A 17,251-nucleotide genomic window follows, 5' to 3' on the forward strand; every position below is an offset into this window, starting at 1 on the left:
TAAAAAAGACGTGACAGCCTTAAACTGTAAAGGCAAGTATACTACAGAGTATAGCTTACCTTGAGGTGCCTCCAGCTTCTACCATTTCTTCAGGTCTCTTTTCAGGCAGAGGATTACGAACGGGGGGCTGTGCTTCCTTAAATGGATACCACAACTGCTCTGCAAAAGACGTTGGATACTTTTCTACCTCCTCAAAGCCAAGCGCAATATCACGGCCATCGGATGGCATGTAGGCCGTACCGAAGAGATAATCCCAAATACTTAAACTGATGCCATAGTTGGCGCCGTGGCGATGCGGTATGTGCTTTGCGTGGTGCCAGATGTGCATCTGAGGGTTATTGAACAGGTAGCGCAACGGACCCAATGGCAAATGGATATTAGAGTGGTTAAAGTGACCGATAGAGGTGGCAAATATGTGCACCAGGAAGAAGTCCTGTATACCGAAGCCGATCATAGCCAGCGGAATGTATTCCAAAGTACGATACACGACAGTCTCACCCCAATGGAAGCGCAGGTGCGCAGCAAAACCCATCTGCTGAACCGAGTGATGCACCTTATGAAAGCGCCACAAAAATTCGGACCTATGCAGCAGGCGGTGCACGTTCCATTGTATAAAATCGCGCACTATAAACAGCGTAAGTAACTGCGCCCATACCGGCCAGGACTGCACTTCGAAAGCTACCAGATTCTTCACCCCGAACAGCGCCAGGAAATCATTAAAAGCCTCTACGCCGATGTTAGAAATGGCATTAAATCCTACAAGCGAGAACAGGAAGAAATTAAAGAACATGTAGAAGCCATCGAGCCAGAAATCCTGCCGGATAATGGCCTGATTTTTCCTCCACGGAAGTATAACTTCCAGCAGCCAAAAGAATAGGGAAATGCCCAGCAGCCAGTAGAAATAATTGCCCCAGCTGGGGTTCAGTAGTTCGTACCACAGGTAGTTGCCGTAGTCGGAAAAAGATGTTTTAAAGATGTTCCAGTATTTCTCCATGTATTAAAATCAGAACTTAATATAGCTCCAGCCTTCTTCCTGTTTTAGTACCAGTTCGCCTATACCCATGGGTACTGTGGTTACTTGTGGCAGCAATTGCTCTTTTACAACCTTTTGCACACGCATGGTGTTTTCACAGGCTGCAAAAACCACACCTTTTGCTTGCAGGTCTTTAATAGCGGTAGCTTTTGTTGTTTTGTCTGTTACAAGCAGGTTCAGCGCTTTGCCATGTACCACTATTTCAATCTGTGCATCAGGCCACCCACGCTTGATGTTGTTGAGCTGGCGCATCAGGCCAGCATGCTGCGCTGTATCGGCAACAGACATATCGTACACGATGCGGTGCGTTATAGCCTTTGCTTTTTGGGAGGCAGCCGGTTTGGCAGACGTTTTTGCCTGCTGCGCCCAAGAAGTGCCTGCAGTAAAGGCAAACAGCGTTAAGATCAAGATCAGTCTGGCTCTCATGGATGCTGAATTAAAGTATAAAATTAATAGGTGCTGCAACAGTATAAGTGAAGAGTTTAGCCATACTTCAAACACTATTTGGTGGTGCTGTGTTTCATGCGAGAGCTGTAAAGTATAAAGCCAGCCGATACAGCAGAACCAGCTGGCTTTATGGTTAGCTTACTTCGCCATTCCCTGCAGGAAATCCCGCACTTCTTTGGTATCGTAATCGGCCATGCCTTCCTGTTTGGCTACTATCTTACCCTCAGGCGAGATAATGAAGGTGGTAGGTATGGCATTCGAGTAAAACTCCTGCGGAAACTGACTGGCCGGCATATACACCGGGAAAGTATAGCCTTTCTTGTTGATGAACTTCTTCACTTTAGCCATGCCGCCCTCATCAACCGATAACATTACAAATGCAATTTTGTCAGAGCCTACTTTGTCGTATAACTTCTGAATATTAGGCATTTCGGCAATACATGGCGGGCACCAGGTAGCCCAGATATTCAGGAAAACCACCTTGCCTTTCAGGCTTTCGAAGCTTACCTGTTTGCCGTTCAGGTCTACCATCTTAAAGCCTGCCCCGGCCATTTCAGGGTTGGCTGCCGCAGCCGCATCTACCACAGCTTTGGCGTCTGGGTTCTGCAGCGTTTCCGGCACATCGGCGTTTTTGATACCGGTTGCCAGTAACAGGCGCTGTACCTGGCCAATGGCTTCGGTGTGTAATCCTGTTAAGTACAAAACACCGGAAATGCCAAGCATAACTGCCCAACCCGGTATGTTCTTTATCGAAAATTTATTCTTGTTCATGATGTTGGTTCTTCTTTTAAACGTAGCTAAGATAGCTTAAACTTTTGTTATACTATGTGACTAAAGTTCCACAGTAGTAAAGCCTTTTTGCTTCAGGTCGAACATATAAGTAAGGCCGTTTGGTGTAATTTCTATACCATCTACCAACGTGGCAGGGTCAATGCTGAACTGCTTTAACGACATACCGCAGAGCATGTACGTAACGCCGGCTGCTCTGCCTTTCTCAATCTCAGCGGCCATTCCACCGTCTTTCTTAAAAGCCTCTACAGACTTACCGCATGCCATTACTACAAAGGTTTCGCGGTTGTATTTGCTGTCTTTCGTGATAGTCTCTGCTGTATTCACAGCTGCTTTCAGGTGGTTGGGTTGGCTGATAAGTACGGCATACTTTTGGCCAACAGCAGGAGTTACAGCAGTTGGTTGCGATGTGTTTTGAGCAGCTGTACCGGTAAATGACCCAAGCAGTGCCACTAAAGCAGTGGCCACAACAGCTACATACTTTCTGCTATACTTGTCAGCCATACTTGTTTTCTTCTTAAGGGCAAGCACCTGGTCCAGGCCATAGTGCAAGGCACCGTTTATGATAAAAAAAATCAGCATGCCGATAAGGGCTACATTTTTGAAAAGTGGCCCATTACCTGCTGCGCCTACTTGCACAGTAAGCGTGATCGGGATAAGTATGGCCAAAAGTATAGCAGCAGCCAGTTTGGTTTTGAAACCTAATAGCAGCATAAAGCCGCCCAGCAGCAAGCCTATGCCTGAAAGTATGATCAGGGTTTCGGCAGGGGTAATCCAGGTGACCAGGTGTGCAAAAGGTGCTGCCTCCAGCCTGGCTGCGGCACCGGCAGTCTGGAACAAGTGGTTAAAGCCTGCCATGACAAAGATAAGGCTTGCCAAAGCGCGTAGCACCAGGAACGATATTTTTTGCTTTGGAGTGATTTCCATATGATTCAGTTTTCTTAAAATTACATATTCAAATAGGACGCAGCTATACTTTACCTATTTGATGGGAAGTATAGCACAGGCAACAGAGCAGGAACAGGATCCTGCCTTCGTTGCTTTAAAAAGTAAAGATTATTTTAAGAAAGCCGAGGCGGTTCAGGGTCGTGCTCCAGGTCAGGAGGAAGGTGTTTCCGGATGCGAGGAAGTATATAGGTGCGTTTAGCTAATGGATAAACAAATGGCTCGGTTTGCAACGAATGCACAAGGGCATACACCTGCTGATGACAGTCGGTAGCCAGGTTTGCTGCATTATTTTGATTTTCTGAGGGCGTCTGGTGTTTCAGACACTTTCTGGTACATGGTTTTTTAACAAAACGCTTGCTGTAGCTGCATGATTTCCGGAGTTCGCCCTGCTGTGCATAGCTGCGCAGGTTGCTGTTCTTCGGCAATGCGAAGAGCAGCAGCAGGGTGCTCAGAAATAACAACAGGTACGTTCTCATATTTAGCTTTTTGCAACACTTATGTGTGCGCGATAGTCATTACAACAAGTCTGAAAGTATAAAGTGTTCCTGCCTCAGGTTTTATAAAAGTATAAAATCAGTTAGCCTTAACCAACTTTGTGCCGCACTCCCGGCTATGCCAGAGCAACTTTTGGGTGCAGCACATCCTATACTCTGATAATAAACCAGCACCTACAGTAAGTATGGCTGTGCCAAGTATAACGGTCTGTAAACCGAACAAGTCGCTGAAAACACCTGCAGTTACTGCCCCTGCCACATAGCCAAAGTCACGCCAGAACCGGAAGATGCCCAGACTCTGTGGCCGCTGGCTGGGGTGCGTGTTCTCAGCCACCACCGACAGGAAATTTGGGTAGACCAAGGCTGTGCCGGCACCAAGTATAACAAGCGCTGCAACCAGAATAGGGTAGGAGCCGGCAAAAATAAGTAAACCAATCGCAACACCCTGTATCAACATGCCTATACTTAGTAGCTGCTTTTTGCAAAGCACATCGCCGAGTTTGCCTGTTACCAGTTGGCCCAACCCCCACACCACAGGGTAGGTGCCGGCCAGCAAGCCAGTCTCGGTTAAAGTATACCCTTTGGTGCTGAGCAGTACCGGCAGCAGTCCCCAAAGTATACCGTCGTTCAGGTTATTTACAAAGCCGTTCAGCGTAACAGAACCCAGGTTGCCGTGCCGCCAGGTGGTGTCTTTCCAGATGTTGTGGAGCAGCGGTATACTGGTCTGCTTCGTTTCTGCCTGTACATGGGAATGCGTGTCGCGCACCAGAAACACCGTCAGCAGTAAACCAGCTATCGAGAAACCGATACCCGGAGCAAAAGCTTTAGTAACATCGCCGGTTGTAGAAGCAATATAACCAGCCAGGAAAGCCACCACACCAACTGCCAGGTAACCGGCAAACTCGTTGATGCCCATAGCCAGGCCACGATTTTTCTCGCCTACCAGGTCAATCTTCATCACTACGGTAGCCGACCACGACAGGCCCTGGTTTATACCCAAGAGCAGGTTAGCAATAATTACCCACCACCAACTGCCGGCGTAAAGCAGGAGCCAGGGCACTGGCAGGGCAAACAGCCAACCTATCAGCAGCTGCTGCTTGCGGGTATACTTTGTTGCCAGCCGCCCCATTGCCAGGTTAGCACCGGACTTGGCCAGGCCAAAAGCAACTATAAAAGAAAGGAGCGCCGTGTGTCCGTTTATGCCAAAAACAGTTTCGGCAAATTCCGGAATTACAGAGCGCTCCAGTCCTACCATCGAACCAACAAAACCGTTTACCAGCACCAGCAGCCAGAACTGACCCGCATTCTCCTGTAATCCTAGTTTTGTGCCTGATGCTTGTGTCATGTAGCTTTTTATACCTTCAGTTCAGGATGCCGGAAGCCATCGCAATGAAGCAGATGGCTCCCGACAACACACTCAACTTTTAGCCAATATCTTTTTAGTGAGGTAATCTGTCTTTTATGGCGCCATACAAATAAGTGCCGGCTATCGCACCAAATATGGCTATGAATATTGCCCAGTAACTAAAACCAATATTTACGAACATTGGGCCCGGGCAAGCGCCTGTCAAGGCCCAACCCAATCCGAAAATGGTACCACCGATCAGGTAGCGCGGCACGGACATTTCTTTAGGCGTGAACACGATCGGGTTTCCCTGGTAGTCGCGCAGCTTGTATTTTTTGATGATGAAAGTCGCGATGGTGCCAAGTACAACCGCTGTGCCGATGATGCCATACATATGGAACGACTGGAAGCGGAACATCTCCTGGATGCGGAACCACGAAATGGCCTCCGACTTACTCATCACGATGCCGAACAAAATGCCGGCAAGTATAAATTTCAATCCTTTCACGGTCTTCTAATTATGAATTGGAAAGTATGAATGAGGAATTATGTTTGATTATAACTGCGTCATTCATGCTTTTGTACTTATTGATTTTGGGTTCTTTTCGCTGTTAAAATATCAGCGGCAGCAGTAAAAAGGTTGTGATCAGGCCCCCGATAAAGAAGCCGATTACGGCTATCAGCGACGGAAGCTGCAGGTTTGAAATCCCGCTGATGGCGTGACCCGAAGTACAGCCCCCGGCATAACGGGCACCAAACCCGATGGCAAACCCGCCCAGCAGCAGGATCAGGAATCCTTTTAAAGTAAAGGCTGCCTCCAGGCTAAAAATCTCTTCTGGCTGAATGCCATCCGGGGCCGAAATACCCAGCTGGCTCAGGTCCTGTACTGTAGCCTGCGATATCTGCACAGCCTCGCCGTTAGACAAAAACTCAGAAGCGATGAAACCGCCCAACACAGCACCCACCAGGAACAGCAGGTTCCAGGTCTGGGAGCGCCAGTCAAAATCAAAAAACTTCACGGTTTTACCTGCACCGCAGGCAGAGCAAATGGTACGCAGGTTAGACGAAAAGCCAAATGATTTCCCGAAGAACAGCAGCAGTACCATTACAAAAGCAATGACAATACCTGATGTATACCACGGCCATGGCTGGCTAATAAATTCTAACATCTCTTAATAGTATAGTTTAGTTAATGGTATGGAGCAGGAGAGGAGCCAGGTCGCAGGCCCCTCTGTTTTCCTGCTCTAGTTTTAGTTTTATACTTTTATTATTTTGGCCAGGCACCGATGCCTCCTGCCAGGTTATAGGCTTTAAAACCTTGTGCTGTCATCAAATCGCAGGCAGAACCGCTACGGTTGCCGCTGCGGCAGAACACGAAGTATTCTTTGTCTTTGTCCATGGTTTGGAGGGCCTGCTGAAACTGTGCCGACGTCACGTCCAGGTTTCTGGCTCCTTTGATAGAACCACCTGCATACTCGCCGGCTGTTCTAACATCCAGCAACTCAGCTTTTGGAGAACCCTGGTATTTTGTTCTGAAAGTGTTTCCGTCCAGGTTCTCGTAATTTTTTGGTTTCGATCCGAATATATTAAACATGGCTTATACTTGTCTTTAAATTTTTTACTGTGATCCGATTACTATACAAAGTTCGGGATTTATAGGGGCTTAGTCTGTGACTTAGGTCACGCAACGGGATTTTATACTTTGAACATGGCGCGAGCGTCCTCGCTCGCGCCATGGATTTTTAATATTATTTACACTCACTTATTTCAAAGTGCTTGGGCAAACGTAGGCTGTTTTCGGTACGCTTGTCTCGGCAATCGCCTTAAAGCCGCCTTCCACGTTCACTACATTGTCAAAGCCTCTGGCCTTCAGGATAGAAGCTGCTATCATAGAGCGGTAGCCACCGGCACAATGCAGGTGCATTTCCTCCTCTTTTGGCAGCTCTGCTAGGTGCTCGTTCAGGTAGTCGAGTGGTGTGTTTGCGGCTGCTTCTACGTGCTCGGCTTGGTACTCGCCCGGTTTACGCACATCCACTACCTTGATGGCGTTATTCTGCTCAAAACGCTTGGCAAACTCTTCGGCAGAAATGGAAGAAATGGTATCTGTTTCCTTACCTGAAGTTCTCCAACTCTGGAAGCCCCCTTTCAGGAAACCGATGGCATTATCGTATCCCACGCGTGCCAGCCTGGTCACTACTTCTTCTTCACGGCCTTCGTCTGCCACGATCAGGATCGTTTGCTGAATATCAGGAATCAGCGCACCCACCCATGGTGCAAAGTTGCCGTCAATGCCGATGTTTATTGAATTCGGAATAAAACCATGGGCAAACTCCTCTGGCTCGCGTGTATCCAGCACTAAAGCAGCAGTTTCGTTGGCGGCAGCCTCAAATGCTTCCGGAGACAGTTCGTGCAGGCCCTGTGCCATAACTTCATCAATATTGGCATAGCCTTCCTTGTTCATCTTCACGTTCATCGGGAAATATCCCGGAGGAGGCAGTAAGCCCTCCGTCACCTCTTTCACGAACTCTTCTTTGGTCATGTCGGCACGCAGGGCGTAATTGGTCTTCTTCTGGTTACCCAGCAGGTCGGTGGTTTCCTTGCTCATGTTCTTGCCGCAGGCAGAGCCGGCGCCGTGTGCCGGATACACCACCACATCATCCGGTAGTGTCATAATCTTAGTGCGCAAAGAATCATACAGGTGCTGTGCCAGCTGCTCCTCTGTCAGGTCTGATTTTACAGCCAGGTCAGGACGCCCCACATCACCGATAAACAGGGTGTCGCCGGAGAAGATGCCATACTCCTTGCCGTTCTCGTCGATGAGCAAATAGGTAGTAGACTCCATGGTATGGCCTGGGGTGTGCAGCACCTTAATGGTTACATTACCCAGTTTTAGTTCCTCACCGTCTTTCGCGATATGCGCAGCAAACTTTGGCTGTGCATTTGGCCCGAAAACTATTGTGGCACCTGTTGCCTTTGCCAGGTCCACGTGGCCCGAAACGAAGTCTGCGTGGAAGTGTGTTTCCAGCACGTATTTGATTTTAGCACCGTCCTTGTCGGCCTTCTCGATGTATGGTTTTACCTCACGAAGCGGGTCGATGATGGCGGCCTCGCCGTTGCTCTCGATGTAATAAGCGCCTTGGGCAAGGCATCCGGTATAGATCTGTTCTACTTTCATGGTAGCTGACTTTTAAGGTTTTATACTTTTGTTTTTCTGGTTCTGATTGTCACCTTTTACCTTGATGATATTACAAATTTCAGAAGATTATAAGCCTGAGTCTGTGACTAATATCACGCTGCAGACTTATTAGAAAAATAATTCTTTACCGATGATGTAAATGCCCATCACCAGCACAAACCAACCAAAAGAGGTCTTCAGTTTATCGGCGTGGATCTTGGTGGAAAGGAACGTTCCGATGAAAATGCCCACGATGGAAATGGTGGAGAAGATGGCCAGGAACGTCCAGTTGATCTCATAGTTGTAGATATCGCCGATGAAGCCGAAAAGCGACTTGGCCGCGATGATAAGCAGGGAAGTACCCACCGCCATTTTCATGTCTAGTTTACTGAAAAGTACCAGCGCCGGAATGATCAGGAAACCACCGCCTGCACCTACCAAACCGGTAAGCGTACCCACTACCAGGCCCTCGGCCAGAATGCCGCCGTAGTTGAACTTTGGCTTTGGATGTTTCTCTGTTGGGTCGGTGTGTTCCACATCAAGCTCCGTGTCAATGTTTTCGTCAACAGGCTCGGCTGGGTCGGCGGTCACTTCTTTTTTCTTTTTGATCATCGAGATAGAGGCAAACACCATGAGCCCGGCAAAGAGCAGCATCAGCAAAACGCCTTTCGTAACTACAAAATCACCAACTGTAAAGATATTTTCGGGGATGGCCGGCACAATGTAACGGCGGGTAAGATAAACGGCTACGATAGAAGGCACACCAAATACCAAAGCGGTTTTAAGACTCACCAGCCCCTTTTTATAGAACTTCCAGGAGCCGACCAGGCTGGTGAGCCCTACAATAAACAAGGAGTATGCTGTTGAGATAACAGGATTCAGGCCGATAAGGTAAACCAGCACCGGCACCGTAAGTATAGAGCCGCCCCCACCAATCAGTCCAAGTGAAAGACCAATTAACATGGCTGCGATATATCCGAGAATTTCCATTGATATTTTAGTGTTTTAGTTCAACTAATACAAAGGTAAGGTTTAGCTGCTGCGCGTACCGTGACAATAGTCACAGATGGGAGTTGGGCAGTTAGAGAGTTTGCGAGTTAGAGAGTTATAACTTACAATCTCATGCCGTCCCGAAAGCTTTTAAGATAACTAGCTTTCTGCACAAGTAGAAAAGTATACTTTGTGGAACTTATACTCTGTGAGAAATTCCCCTCTTGGGAGGGATAGGGGTGAGTTAATCATTATTTGCCAAAGTATAGCCTCTGCCATTACATCTCTTGCTTTTCCCAAGCAAAGCCTGGTAAACGTTACGCTGGGGCTAATCTTGCGGCACGGCAATTTTATACTTTATCGCTTGTAGCAAAGTATAGAGACGCAAAACATTGCGTCTCTACATTTCTTACTTCTCTAACTCCCAAACCCTCTACCTCTTAAACTCCCTAGACTATCTCCAGGTCGTGTACCTCGATGTAGTTGCGGTGCAGGGTGATGGCGCCGGTTTGCTCCAGCTTTTTCAGGAGTCTGGAAATTACTTCGCGGGAACTGTTTAGTTCGTCGGCAATTTGCTGGTGCGAGAGCCTTACCTCTTTGCCGCTTACTTTTACATGGCGCTTCAGGTAAAACAATAGTCGTTCGTCCAGGCCTTTAAAGGCGATGCTGTCTAGGGTTTGCAGCAGTTCTTCGAAGCGCTGGCGGTAGGAGGCAATCACAAAGTTGTGCCAGCTTTTATACTTGCCCAGCCACATTTCTGATAGGTGAGACGGCACCAGTAGCACTTCCGATTTTGCGACTGCTTTGGCCATGATCTGGCTCTTTTCGGTGCGTGCCGTGCACATCATAGACAAAGCGCAGGCATTGCCCGGCTCCAGGTAGTACATCAGGAACTCATTTCCCTCGTCGTCCTCGCGGTATACTTTCAGCAGGCCACTCAGCAGCAGGATAGTGGATTTGATGTACTGGCCGGTGCGCATTACTTCTTCTCCTTCTTCTACCTCTTTTAGCGTGCTTTGCTTTAACAGCTCCTCCAGCAGAGGCTGCTCCAGTTGCGGGAATTGCTTTAGTATAACTTCTTTGTCTAAAATTTCCATGTTTATCTTTTAGGTGCGTTGCAGGCCATACTTTGTGGATGGCGCTATTTTAAATTTAGAATATGGTAAAAAAGTGCATCACTCGTAAACCTGTTTGCCCAATGCACTAATCCCGTACAACTTTCAGGACTCCTTCCGGTGTGGTAATGGCCAATACCCTGTTAAAATCGCCTCGTAAAGCTTTCAGGGCAACGCGTTCTTCGTGTATCTCTTTCCGGGTTCTGAGGCCTAATTTGCGAAGTATAGGCAGCGGCGGGCACCAGCCTTGCAAGCCATGCTGCAGTAGGAATGAAGTTACTACACCAGAAAGTATAAACCAACGCTTATCTTTAAAGGTACCAAGCAGCACTCCGCTCAAGGCAAGTGTGGAGGCATTTACTTCCAGTACCCGTTCAACATCCCATTCTCTTGCTAACTCCTCCATTCTCTCGTTAATCTCTTCCGTGCTGTTGTAGCCGTACTGTCGTATGTTTTCCAGCGTTTGTGCGTCTATGTCCTGGTTTACTTTATCACTCGAGCTTTCTCTTACCCGGCCTTCGTATGTATCCATAGTTTTATGCATATTGGTTTGGTTTTTATACTATACGAAGTCACTTACGGGAGGTGCAGATGAGAGGCCTACAAATAATTAGCCGGTGCATGGAGTCATGCACCGGCTATACTTTACCTACTATTATTTCTGGCCGTTCTTGAAATCGTTTACCGCTTCGCTCAGGTCAAGTACCTTTACATCAGGTAGGGCAGCTTCCACGATGCTGCTTCCGGCTGCAGAGCGGTAACCGCCGGCACAATGTACTACAACCGGCTTATCTGAAGGGATTTCCTTGGCGCGCTCGCGAAGTTCAGGCAGCGGGATGTTTATGGCTTTATCGAAGAACTTGCCACCCTTCACCTCCGATTCGTTGCGGATGTCCACGATGGTATAGTTATCCTTATGCTGCTTGAAGTCTTCCAGGTCCAGCTGCGGCGTTTTTACGTCTGCTTCGTCATCCATCACAAAAGCGCCTTTTATCAGCAGTTCATAACCGATTTTGGAGGCTTTGTTGATCAGGTCTTTCAGCTCATCCTCACTCTCAGCTATTAAGTAATAACTTTCGCTTGGGCTAACTATACTTCCAAGCCAGGTTTCAAACTTACCGCCGTTCTGCACATTGATCGCACCTTTGTAGTGCCCTTTCTTAAAGGTTTTTTCGCTACGGGCATCTACTATTACGGCACCAGCCTCAGGTTTAAAGTTTTTCTCCAGCCTGGCCACACCGTCTATACTTTTCTGATAGTCCGGAGCACCCTGCTTGTTAAGGCCTACATCGTAGCCAAAGTACTTTGGTATAAATGGCTGGTCTTCTGTCAGGATCTTCACAAACTGGTCTTCGTTCATTTCCTGCAGGGCGTAATTGCTACGTTTCTCAGCGCCTATGGTGCTGCTATTGGCTTCGCTCAGGCCTTTACCACAAAGGGTTCCGGCTCCGTGCGCCGGGTATACCAGTACGTCATCGTCCAGTTTCATCAGCTTTTCGCGGGTGCTGTGGTACATCTGGCGCGCCAGCTCCTCACGCTTAGCGGTAATGTTACCGGCACTCTCACGCAGATCCGGACGGCCCACATCACCTATAAACAAAGTATCACCAGTAAACACAGCCTTGTCTTTGCCCTCGTGCTCCAGCACAATGCTGATACCATCCGGCGAATGGCCTGGAGTATGAATAGACTTTAGCTTTACTTCACCAATCTGCAACTCTGCGCCCTCATCAAAAGCCTGGTGCGGATAATCGGCGCCTACCAGGCTATGGGCGTAAATGGTTGCACCGGTTTTCTGATGAATTTCGAGGTGAGAGCTTACAAAGTCTGCATGTGGGTGGGTTTCGATCACACCTACAATTTTAGCGTTGTTTTCTTTTGCATAATCATAGTATGGCTGCGGATTACGGGCCGGGTCTACCAGCACTACCTCATTCGTCTGCTCACTTAGAATGGCGTAAGAATAATGCGCCAGGCCTTTATCTTCGAACTGTTTTATCTTCATGGTTAGTTATTTTATACTTTTATACTTTACTAGTTAATTACGGGTTATTTTAAGCCCGGAGGGCTTTACTCTGTTATACTCTCTTATTTGTTGATACAAAAGTATAGTATAAAATAGCCTTCTTCAGTGATGTTTGTCACACTTCAAAAACGGTTACATAATGCCTTTCAGCATCAGATTCCAGTACATCCAGGGCAGGCCATACTTCTTCAGCAGCCACATGCTCCACTGCTCTTTGGTGGTATCTACAAACCTGGAGATAAGCGGGTCGCTGTCGCGTACGTTATCGTACTTAAACTCGGCAAGCACCATTTTGCCGTAGCCCGTTACCAAAGGGCAGGAGGAGTAGCCCTGGTACAGCAGTTCGGGTTTTGGCTGCTTGTTTATACTTGCCAATAGCTGCGCTGCCACTATCGGTGCCTGCTTGCGGATGGCTGCTCCTGTTTTAGCAGTTGGCAAGGCTGCCACATCGCCCAAACCATAAATGTTGGTGTAGCGCTTATGCTGCAGGGTATGTATGTCCACATCGAGCCAGCCTTTGTTGGGGCCCTCCTGAACTGCCAGCGTAGACTCACGGACCAGGTCAGGAGCCACGTGGGGCGGGGCCAGGTGCAGCATGTCGTAGGGCATCACGATGGTGTCGTCGCTCACGGTGTGCTCTTGCAAGTTGTTCCCCTCTGTCAGCACACACTTGTTCTCCCCGGGCTTCACCCACTTAAAATGTATCTCATTATTTTGATGATCGATCTTGACCGGGTTATAGAAGGTTTTGAGGATGATTTGCTTACGCTCTATAATTTCCATCAGCGTTTTGGCAAACTCCTTCACCCCAAAAATGACGGAGCCCGGCGTGGCAAACACAACGTTGGTTTTATCACGCACACCTGCTTTTCGGAAGTGCTCGTCGGCCAGGTACATGATCTTTTGTGGTGCGCCGCCACATTTAATAGGAGTAGAGGGTTGGGTAAAAACGGCATTGCCACCCTCGAATTTGAGGAGTACACCCCAGGTTTTTCGCGGGTCTATGTAGTTGCTGCATACATTGGGCTGTTGCAGGGCCTCGCGCAGCCCTTCTATCATATCCAGATCATACTTTACGCCAGGAGCAACTACCAGGTAATCATAGGTGTATTCGCCGCTGCTCTCGGTGCGTACTTTATTTTCTTCGGGTAGTATCTCAATGGCTTTGTCCTGTATCCACTCTACGCCTTTCGGGATAACGGATGCCTCTTCTCGGCGGGTGTCCACATAGTCGTAGGTGCCAGCCCCCACCAGTGTCCAGGCGGGTTGGTACCAGTGGCTTTTAGAGGGTTCAATAATGGCCATCCGGAGGTGCTTTTGCTCGCGGTGAAGCTTGGCTGCTAACATAATGCCTGCCGTGCCTCCGCCAATAATAAGTACTTGGAAATGTGTATACATGGCTTTTTTATGAAAAGGTTTAGAGCCTGCCTCAAAGTATAAAAGGCTGCAAAAGCTGGTTTTCTTACATTACTTATACTTCAGGTTTTACCCTATTAAAAGTATAAGCAGCAGCCGGAAGCAGCTTTTATAGCCAGGTATCATTTACTATCAAGTTCAGTTTGCCTTTGGTCAGGGTATTATCACTAATCCGAGGCAGGGCAATTACTTTGGCTTCCTCCATTCTGGTTTATTTTAAAGCCAGGTGATCCATTAGGTTTAGAGTTTTTATGTAACTAAAGCATTTTAAACTATTATTTAAGTATGATTTATACGTAACTTATTGTATTTAAGCCTATTAAAACAGGATGATGTTGATCATGTTTTAGTGTAATACCCTGTGCACTTGACCAAGGCATCTTAATCTTATTTAAAAGTTGAGCTGCATTACAAAATTCAGGTTATGGAAGTTGGTGTTGTAGTACATGTCTTTTAAAGGCATGTCTGTACCCGGTGATACCCTGCCAATGTAAAGCAGCCTGAAATTCAGGCCATTCAGCACAGGATTGGCAGGTTTATAGTTTAGGTCGGCTACCCACCCTAAGTAAGAAGTTGAGCCATACTTGTTAAAGCGGTAATCCTCAGGAGTTGGCAACCACGCCTTAGCAACAGCTGCCTCAGAAGAGAACCTCTCGGACCATTGCCTTCGTACTTTGGCTACCATAATATCCGATTTACCAGTTCCCTCTATTCTGCCTCTCGAAACAGTAGCAAAAAACTGCTCACGGCCCCATTCCCTCGGAAAAAGAAAGCGACCGTCGGCAGCGGTGTGCAGGTAGTTTAAAGACAGGTGCCAGGTTGCAGGCTCATAGGCCAGCATGCTACCTGCCAGCCATTGCTTCTGGTCCGGAAAGTATGCCAGCGCCTCCTCGGGGTTACCGCCATTGCCTACCCGGAACTGGTAAAGCGCCTCTACACCTACTTTAATATGTGGTATCACCTCTGCCACAACACGGCCATAGCTGTTGTTGGAGATGTTCTCAATCCAGTAGTTCCAGGTATCTATGCTGATGCGTGAGTTTGGTCTGAACTGTAAACCAGCCACAGCTACTCCCTTTGTTTTAGTATGATGCGCATACCCGGATGGGTTACCATCTGCATTCACACCAGCAGAGAAAATGCCGATAGATTCGTCAGACTTAAACCACTCTACCGTACTTCTGGGCGAAAAGTGATCGAACCAGGCAAGAGTAAGCAGCCCACTCTCCTGCAGCGGAACCTGCACGTTTATACCCTGGAAAGAGTAAGGCTTCATGCGGGTATCCTGTGGGTTCATGAGCGGAGAGGTAAAACTAAAACGCCCTGCTCTAGCCCTCAGCCAGTCCGATTGGTACTCCAGGTAAAGTTCGTCCAGCCGGTCCAGGTCAGCTCTGTTTTCAGGGTCTTCCACATTAAAAAGTTCCTGTTCCAGCTTTGGGTGCTTATCCGAGATGGGGTCGCGCCTGTTAATGTCGGAGGAAAACAGGTTATAGGTAAACAACCCGGCAAACCCCATCCTGAAGCCGTGGAGGCTTGCAGTTTTATAAGAGATTTCGGCGCCTATGGCATTGGCATAGTTATCGGAGAGGGAGCGGTGGTTCCAGGTAGCCATAAAGTAGTTTCGCACATGGCCCTCTACTTCTCCTTTGGTAAAAAGCTCTTTTACATTTTGTATCCTGGTAGTATCAGAGGCAACCGGTGCTCCGTGTGCTGCTGTAGAGATAGAATGGTCCTGTCCGGCTGCTGTACCCGCCAGCAAGGTTGCTGTAAGAGTAGCCGCCAGTACAACTTTAGTATACATGGTTAACTGTTAAGTAAAAGGGCAGCGGTTGCTGCCCGATCAATTCTGCAGATTTTTATTTAAGATGATAAGTTAAAAGCGGCCTGATGCAATGGTTTACCAGCGTTTCGGCTATGCTGCCATAAAAGATGTGGCTGAATCCTTTGCGTGCATGTGTGCCAATTACCACCAGATCCATTTCCGATTCCTGGTTAAAGTTTCGGACGCCAGCAGGTACTTTGTAGTCGCGGCGCAGGTGCAATTCGTAGTTCTGTAACTGTAGCTCGTCAGCAAAGCGCTGCATGCTTTCCTGTATGCGCTGTGCCTTAGGCTCGTCCTCTTTTTCTATAATCTGCAGCAGGTGTAGCTTTGCACCAAAGAGCTGCTGTAAAGTTTTAATAGTAGCTATACTTTGCTCCGGTTGTTTTTCTGCCTCGAAATCAGCAACCCAAAGTATATTCTGGATAGGAGTAACAGAGGCATGCTGGTGTATGGTGATAACGGGAACGTTGGTATTGCGCACCACATGCTGCGCCTCAGAGCCAGATATTTTTTCATACCAGCCATCGGCACCCTCTGTACCCATAATTACCAGGTTTGGATTACTTTGGTTGGCATACTTTGAGAGGGAAGTAGTTAAGCCACCGTGTATGATTTCGCTGGTAAAGGGAAAGTCTGCCTGTTGTCTGAGTCTGGCAAACTGTTCTTCCGCTTTCTGCTCCAGTTCCTTTACTTCAGCTCTGTCTATGGTTTCAGATGCCTCGCTGGAGCCAGCCCAGTCGGCAGCGTTAACCTGGATTACGTGTACCAGGTGCGTATTAACGGGCGCTTTCTCCATTAGTAAACTCAATAATTCTATTGCTTTAAAAGATACCGGTGTAAAATCGACAGGCACCATTACGTTTAGCTTTTCCATGTTCTTAACCGTGTTATTGGTTCATTTTATAGTTGATGATAAATCTCTGTTTATACTTTTGTGGCAACCAGCCTGGTAACATAACCTGCGCCGCTGTGGTAGGCACCTTCTGCCAGTAGTATTTCCTTTTCCTCCTGCAGGTCTATTCTCAGGGCTTTGAAGTCTGAGCGTAGCACGTCAGCCGTGTAGAGCATCGCTTCATCCTTCGGCCCACCGGAAGTATGAGCCAGCTGCTTCGGGTGGAATGCCTCCAGTATGATTACGCCTCCGGGCTTCAGCCACTTCACAGCTTTACTGAACAGGTTTTGCCTGGTGGCAGGAGAGAAGTGTGCGTAGATAAAAGCAATGGCATCCATACTTTCAGCCTTCAGTTCATAAGTGTCAGCCTCGGCAATTTTGTAGTTCAGCTTTACGCCTTTCTGTTCGGCCAGCTTTTCCGCTTTGGCTCTTCCTGCTTCGCTGTAGTCGAAAGCCAGCACCTGCCAGCCGTTAAGGGCGGCAAAAACGGCATTGCGGCCTTCGCCTTCTGCCGGTAGTAAAAGTTTGCCCGGCTTTAGCTTTTCCAGCTGTTCTTTAAAGAATACATTTGGCTCTGAACCGTAAATCATTTCTTCCTGTCTGTATCGCTCGTTCCAGAATTCCTGCATAGCATGTTGTTCTCCTTTCTAGTGTGTTTTAATCTACTACAGTGCAAAGGTGGGTATATGAATGGCCCGGTTCAGTAACTTTGGTTACATAAGGCTTTATTTATGGTGATTCTTGCAGCCGAGTGGTAAA

Annotated in this window: 18 protein-coding genes; all 18 read right to left on the reverse strand. The window is 47.8% G+C overall.

The window, feature by feature from the left end; all coding sequences use genetic code 11:
* Positions 1 to 55: 55 nt before the first annotated feature.
* On the reverse strand, positions 56 to 994 hold the full coding sequence (locus WG943_RS15075; protein WP_340410268.1) for a sterol desaturase family protein: 939 nt from the start codon (positions 992 to 994) through the stop codon (positions 56 to 58).
* A 9-nt stretch (positions 995 to 1,003) separates the two neighbouring features.
* A complete protein-coding gene (locus WG943_RS15080; protein WP_340410270.1) occupies positions 1,004 to 1,459 on the reverse strand; it encodes a DsrE family protein in 456 nt (151 codons plus the stop codon).
* A gap of 159 nt (positions 1,460 to 1,618) precedes the next feature.
* Entirely contained in the window at positions 1,619 to 2,251 is a 633-nt protein-coding gene (locus WG943_RS15085) for a TlpA disulfide reductase family protein (RefSeq protein ID WP_340410271.1), read from the reverse strand.
* Positions 2,252 to 2,311: 60 nt separating this feature from the next.
* Positions 2,312 to 3,196, reverse strand: coding sequence for a DsrE family protein (locus tag WG943_RS15090; protein WP_340410273.1), 885 nt, complete (start codon positions 3,194 to 3,196; stop codon positions 2,312 to 2,314).
* Between the two features lie 134 nt (positions 3,197 to 3,330).
* A complete protein-coding gene (locus tag WG943_RS15095) occupies positions 3,331 to 3,693 on the reverse strand; it encodes a hypothetical protein (protein WP_340410275.1) in 363 nt (120 codons plus the stop codon).
* Positions 3,694 to 3,790: 97 nt separating this feature from the next.
* Positions 3,791 to 5,056, reverse strand: a complete 1,266-nt coding sequence (locus tag WG943_RS15100) for an MFS transporter (protein WP_340410276.1) — start codon at positions 5,054 to 5,056, stop codon at positions 3,791 to 3,793.
* 94 nt (positions 5,057 to 5,150) lie between these two features.
* The gene (locus WG943_RS15105; RefSeq protein ID WP_340410277.1) at positions 5,151 to 5,564 is read right to left on the reverse strand and encodes a DUF6691 family protein; all 414 of its coding nucleotides are present in this window, start codon (positions 5,562 to 5,564) and stop codon (positions 5,151 to 5,153) included.
* 103 nt (positions 5,565 to 5,667) lie between these two features.
* Complete coding sequence (locus WG943_RS15110) at positions 5,668 to 6,225, reverse strand: YeeE/YedE family protein (protein ID WP_340410278.1); 558 nt, start codon at positions 6,223 to 6,225, stop codon at positions 5,668 to 5,670.
* 98 nt (positions 6,226 to 6,323) lie between these two features.
* A complete protein-coding gene (locus WG943_RS15115; RefSeq protein WP_340410280.1) occupies positions 6,324 to 6,650 on the reverse strand; it encodes a rhodanese-like domain-containing protein in 327 nt (108 codons plus the stop codon).
* A gap of 168 nt (positions 6,651 to 6,818) precedes the next feature.
* On the reverse strand, positions 6,819 to 8,231 hold the full coding sequence (locus WG943_RS15120; protein WP_340410281.1) for an MBL fold metallo-hydrolase: 1,413 nt from the start codon (positions 8,229 to 8,231) through the stop codon (positions 6,819 to 6,821).
* 129 nt (positions 8,232 to 8,360) lie between these two features.
* Positions 8,361 to 9,221 carry a sulfite exporter TauE/SafE family protein gene (locus WG943_RS15125; RefSeq protein WP_340410282.1) on the reverse strand — a complete coding sequence of 287 codons (861 nt, stop codon included), beginning with the start codon at positions 9,219 to 9,221 and terminating at the stop codon, positions 8,361 to 8,363.
* A 449-nt stretch (positions 9,222 to 9,670) separates the two neighbouring features.
* Positions 9,671 to 10,318, reverse strand: a complete 648-nt coding sequence (locus tag WG943_RS15130; protein WP_340410284.1) for a Crp/Fnr family transcriptional regulator — start codon at positions 10,316 to 10,318, stop codon at positions 9,671 to 9,673.
* Positions 10,319 to 10,424: 106 nt separating this feature from the next.
* Positions 10,425 to 10,868: a hypothetical protein gene (locus WG943_RS15135; protein WP_340410285.1), complete on the reverse strand. Its 444-nt coding sequence runs from the start codon at positions 10,866 to 10,868 to the stop codon at positions 10,425 to 10,427.
* A gap of 123 nt (positions 10,869 to 10,991) precedes the next feature.
* Positions 10,992 to 12,341: a rhodanese-like domain-containing protein gene (locus WG943_RS15140; RefSeq protein WP_340410287.1), complete on the reverse strand. Its 1,350-nt coding sequence runs from the start codon at positions 12,339 to 12,341 to the stop codon at positions 10,992 to 10,994.
* Positions 12,342 to 12,494: 153 nt separating this feature from the next.
* Positions 12,495 to 13,760, reverse strand: a complete 1,266-nt coding sequence (locus tag WG943_RS15145) for an NAD(P)/FAD-dependent oxidoreductase (protein WP_340410289.1) — start codon at positions 13,758 to 13,760, stop codon at positions 12,495 to 12,497.
* Between the two features lie 409 nt (positions 13,761 to 14,169).
* Positions 14,170 to 15,579, reverse strand: coding sequence for a porin (locus WG943_RS15150; protein ID WP_340410291.1), 1,410 nt, complete (start codon positions 15,577 to 15,579; stop codon positions 14,170 to 14,172).
* Positions 15,580 to 15,634: 55 nt separating this feature from the next.
* Complete coding sequence (locus tag WG943_RS15155) at positions 15,635 to 16,474, reverse strand: universal stress protein (protein WP_340410293.1); 840 nt, start codon at positions 16,472 to 16,474, stop codon at positions 15,635 to 15,637.
* A 50-nt stretch (positions 16,475 to 16,524) separates the two neighbouring features.
* Positions 16,525 to 17,121: a class I SAM-dependent methyltransferase gene (locus WG943_RS15160; protein ID WP_340410294.1), complete on the reverse strand. Its 597-nt coding sequence runs from the start codon at positions 17,119 to 17,121 to the stop codon at positions 16,525 to 16,527.
* Between the last annotated feature and the right edge of the window lie 130 nt (positions 17,122 to 17,251).

It is taken from the genome of Pontibacter sp. H249 (genome assembly GCF_037892465.1).
Classification (GTDB): domain Bacteria; phylum Bacteroidota; class Bacteroidia; order Cytophagales; family Hymenobacteraceae; genus Pontibacter.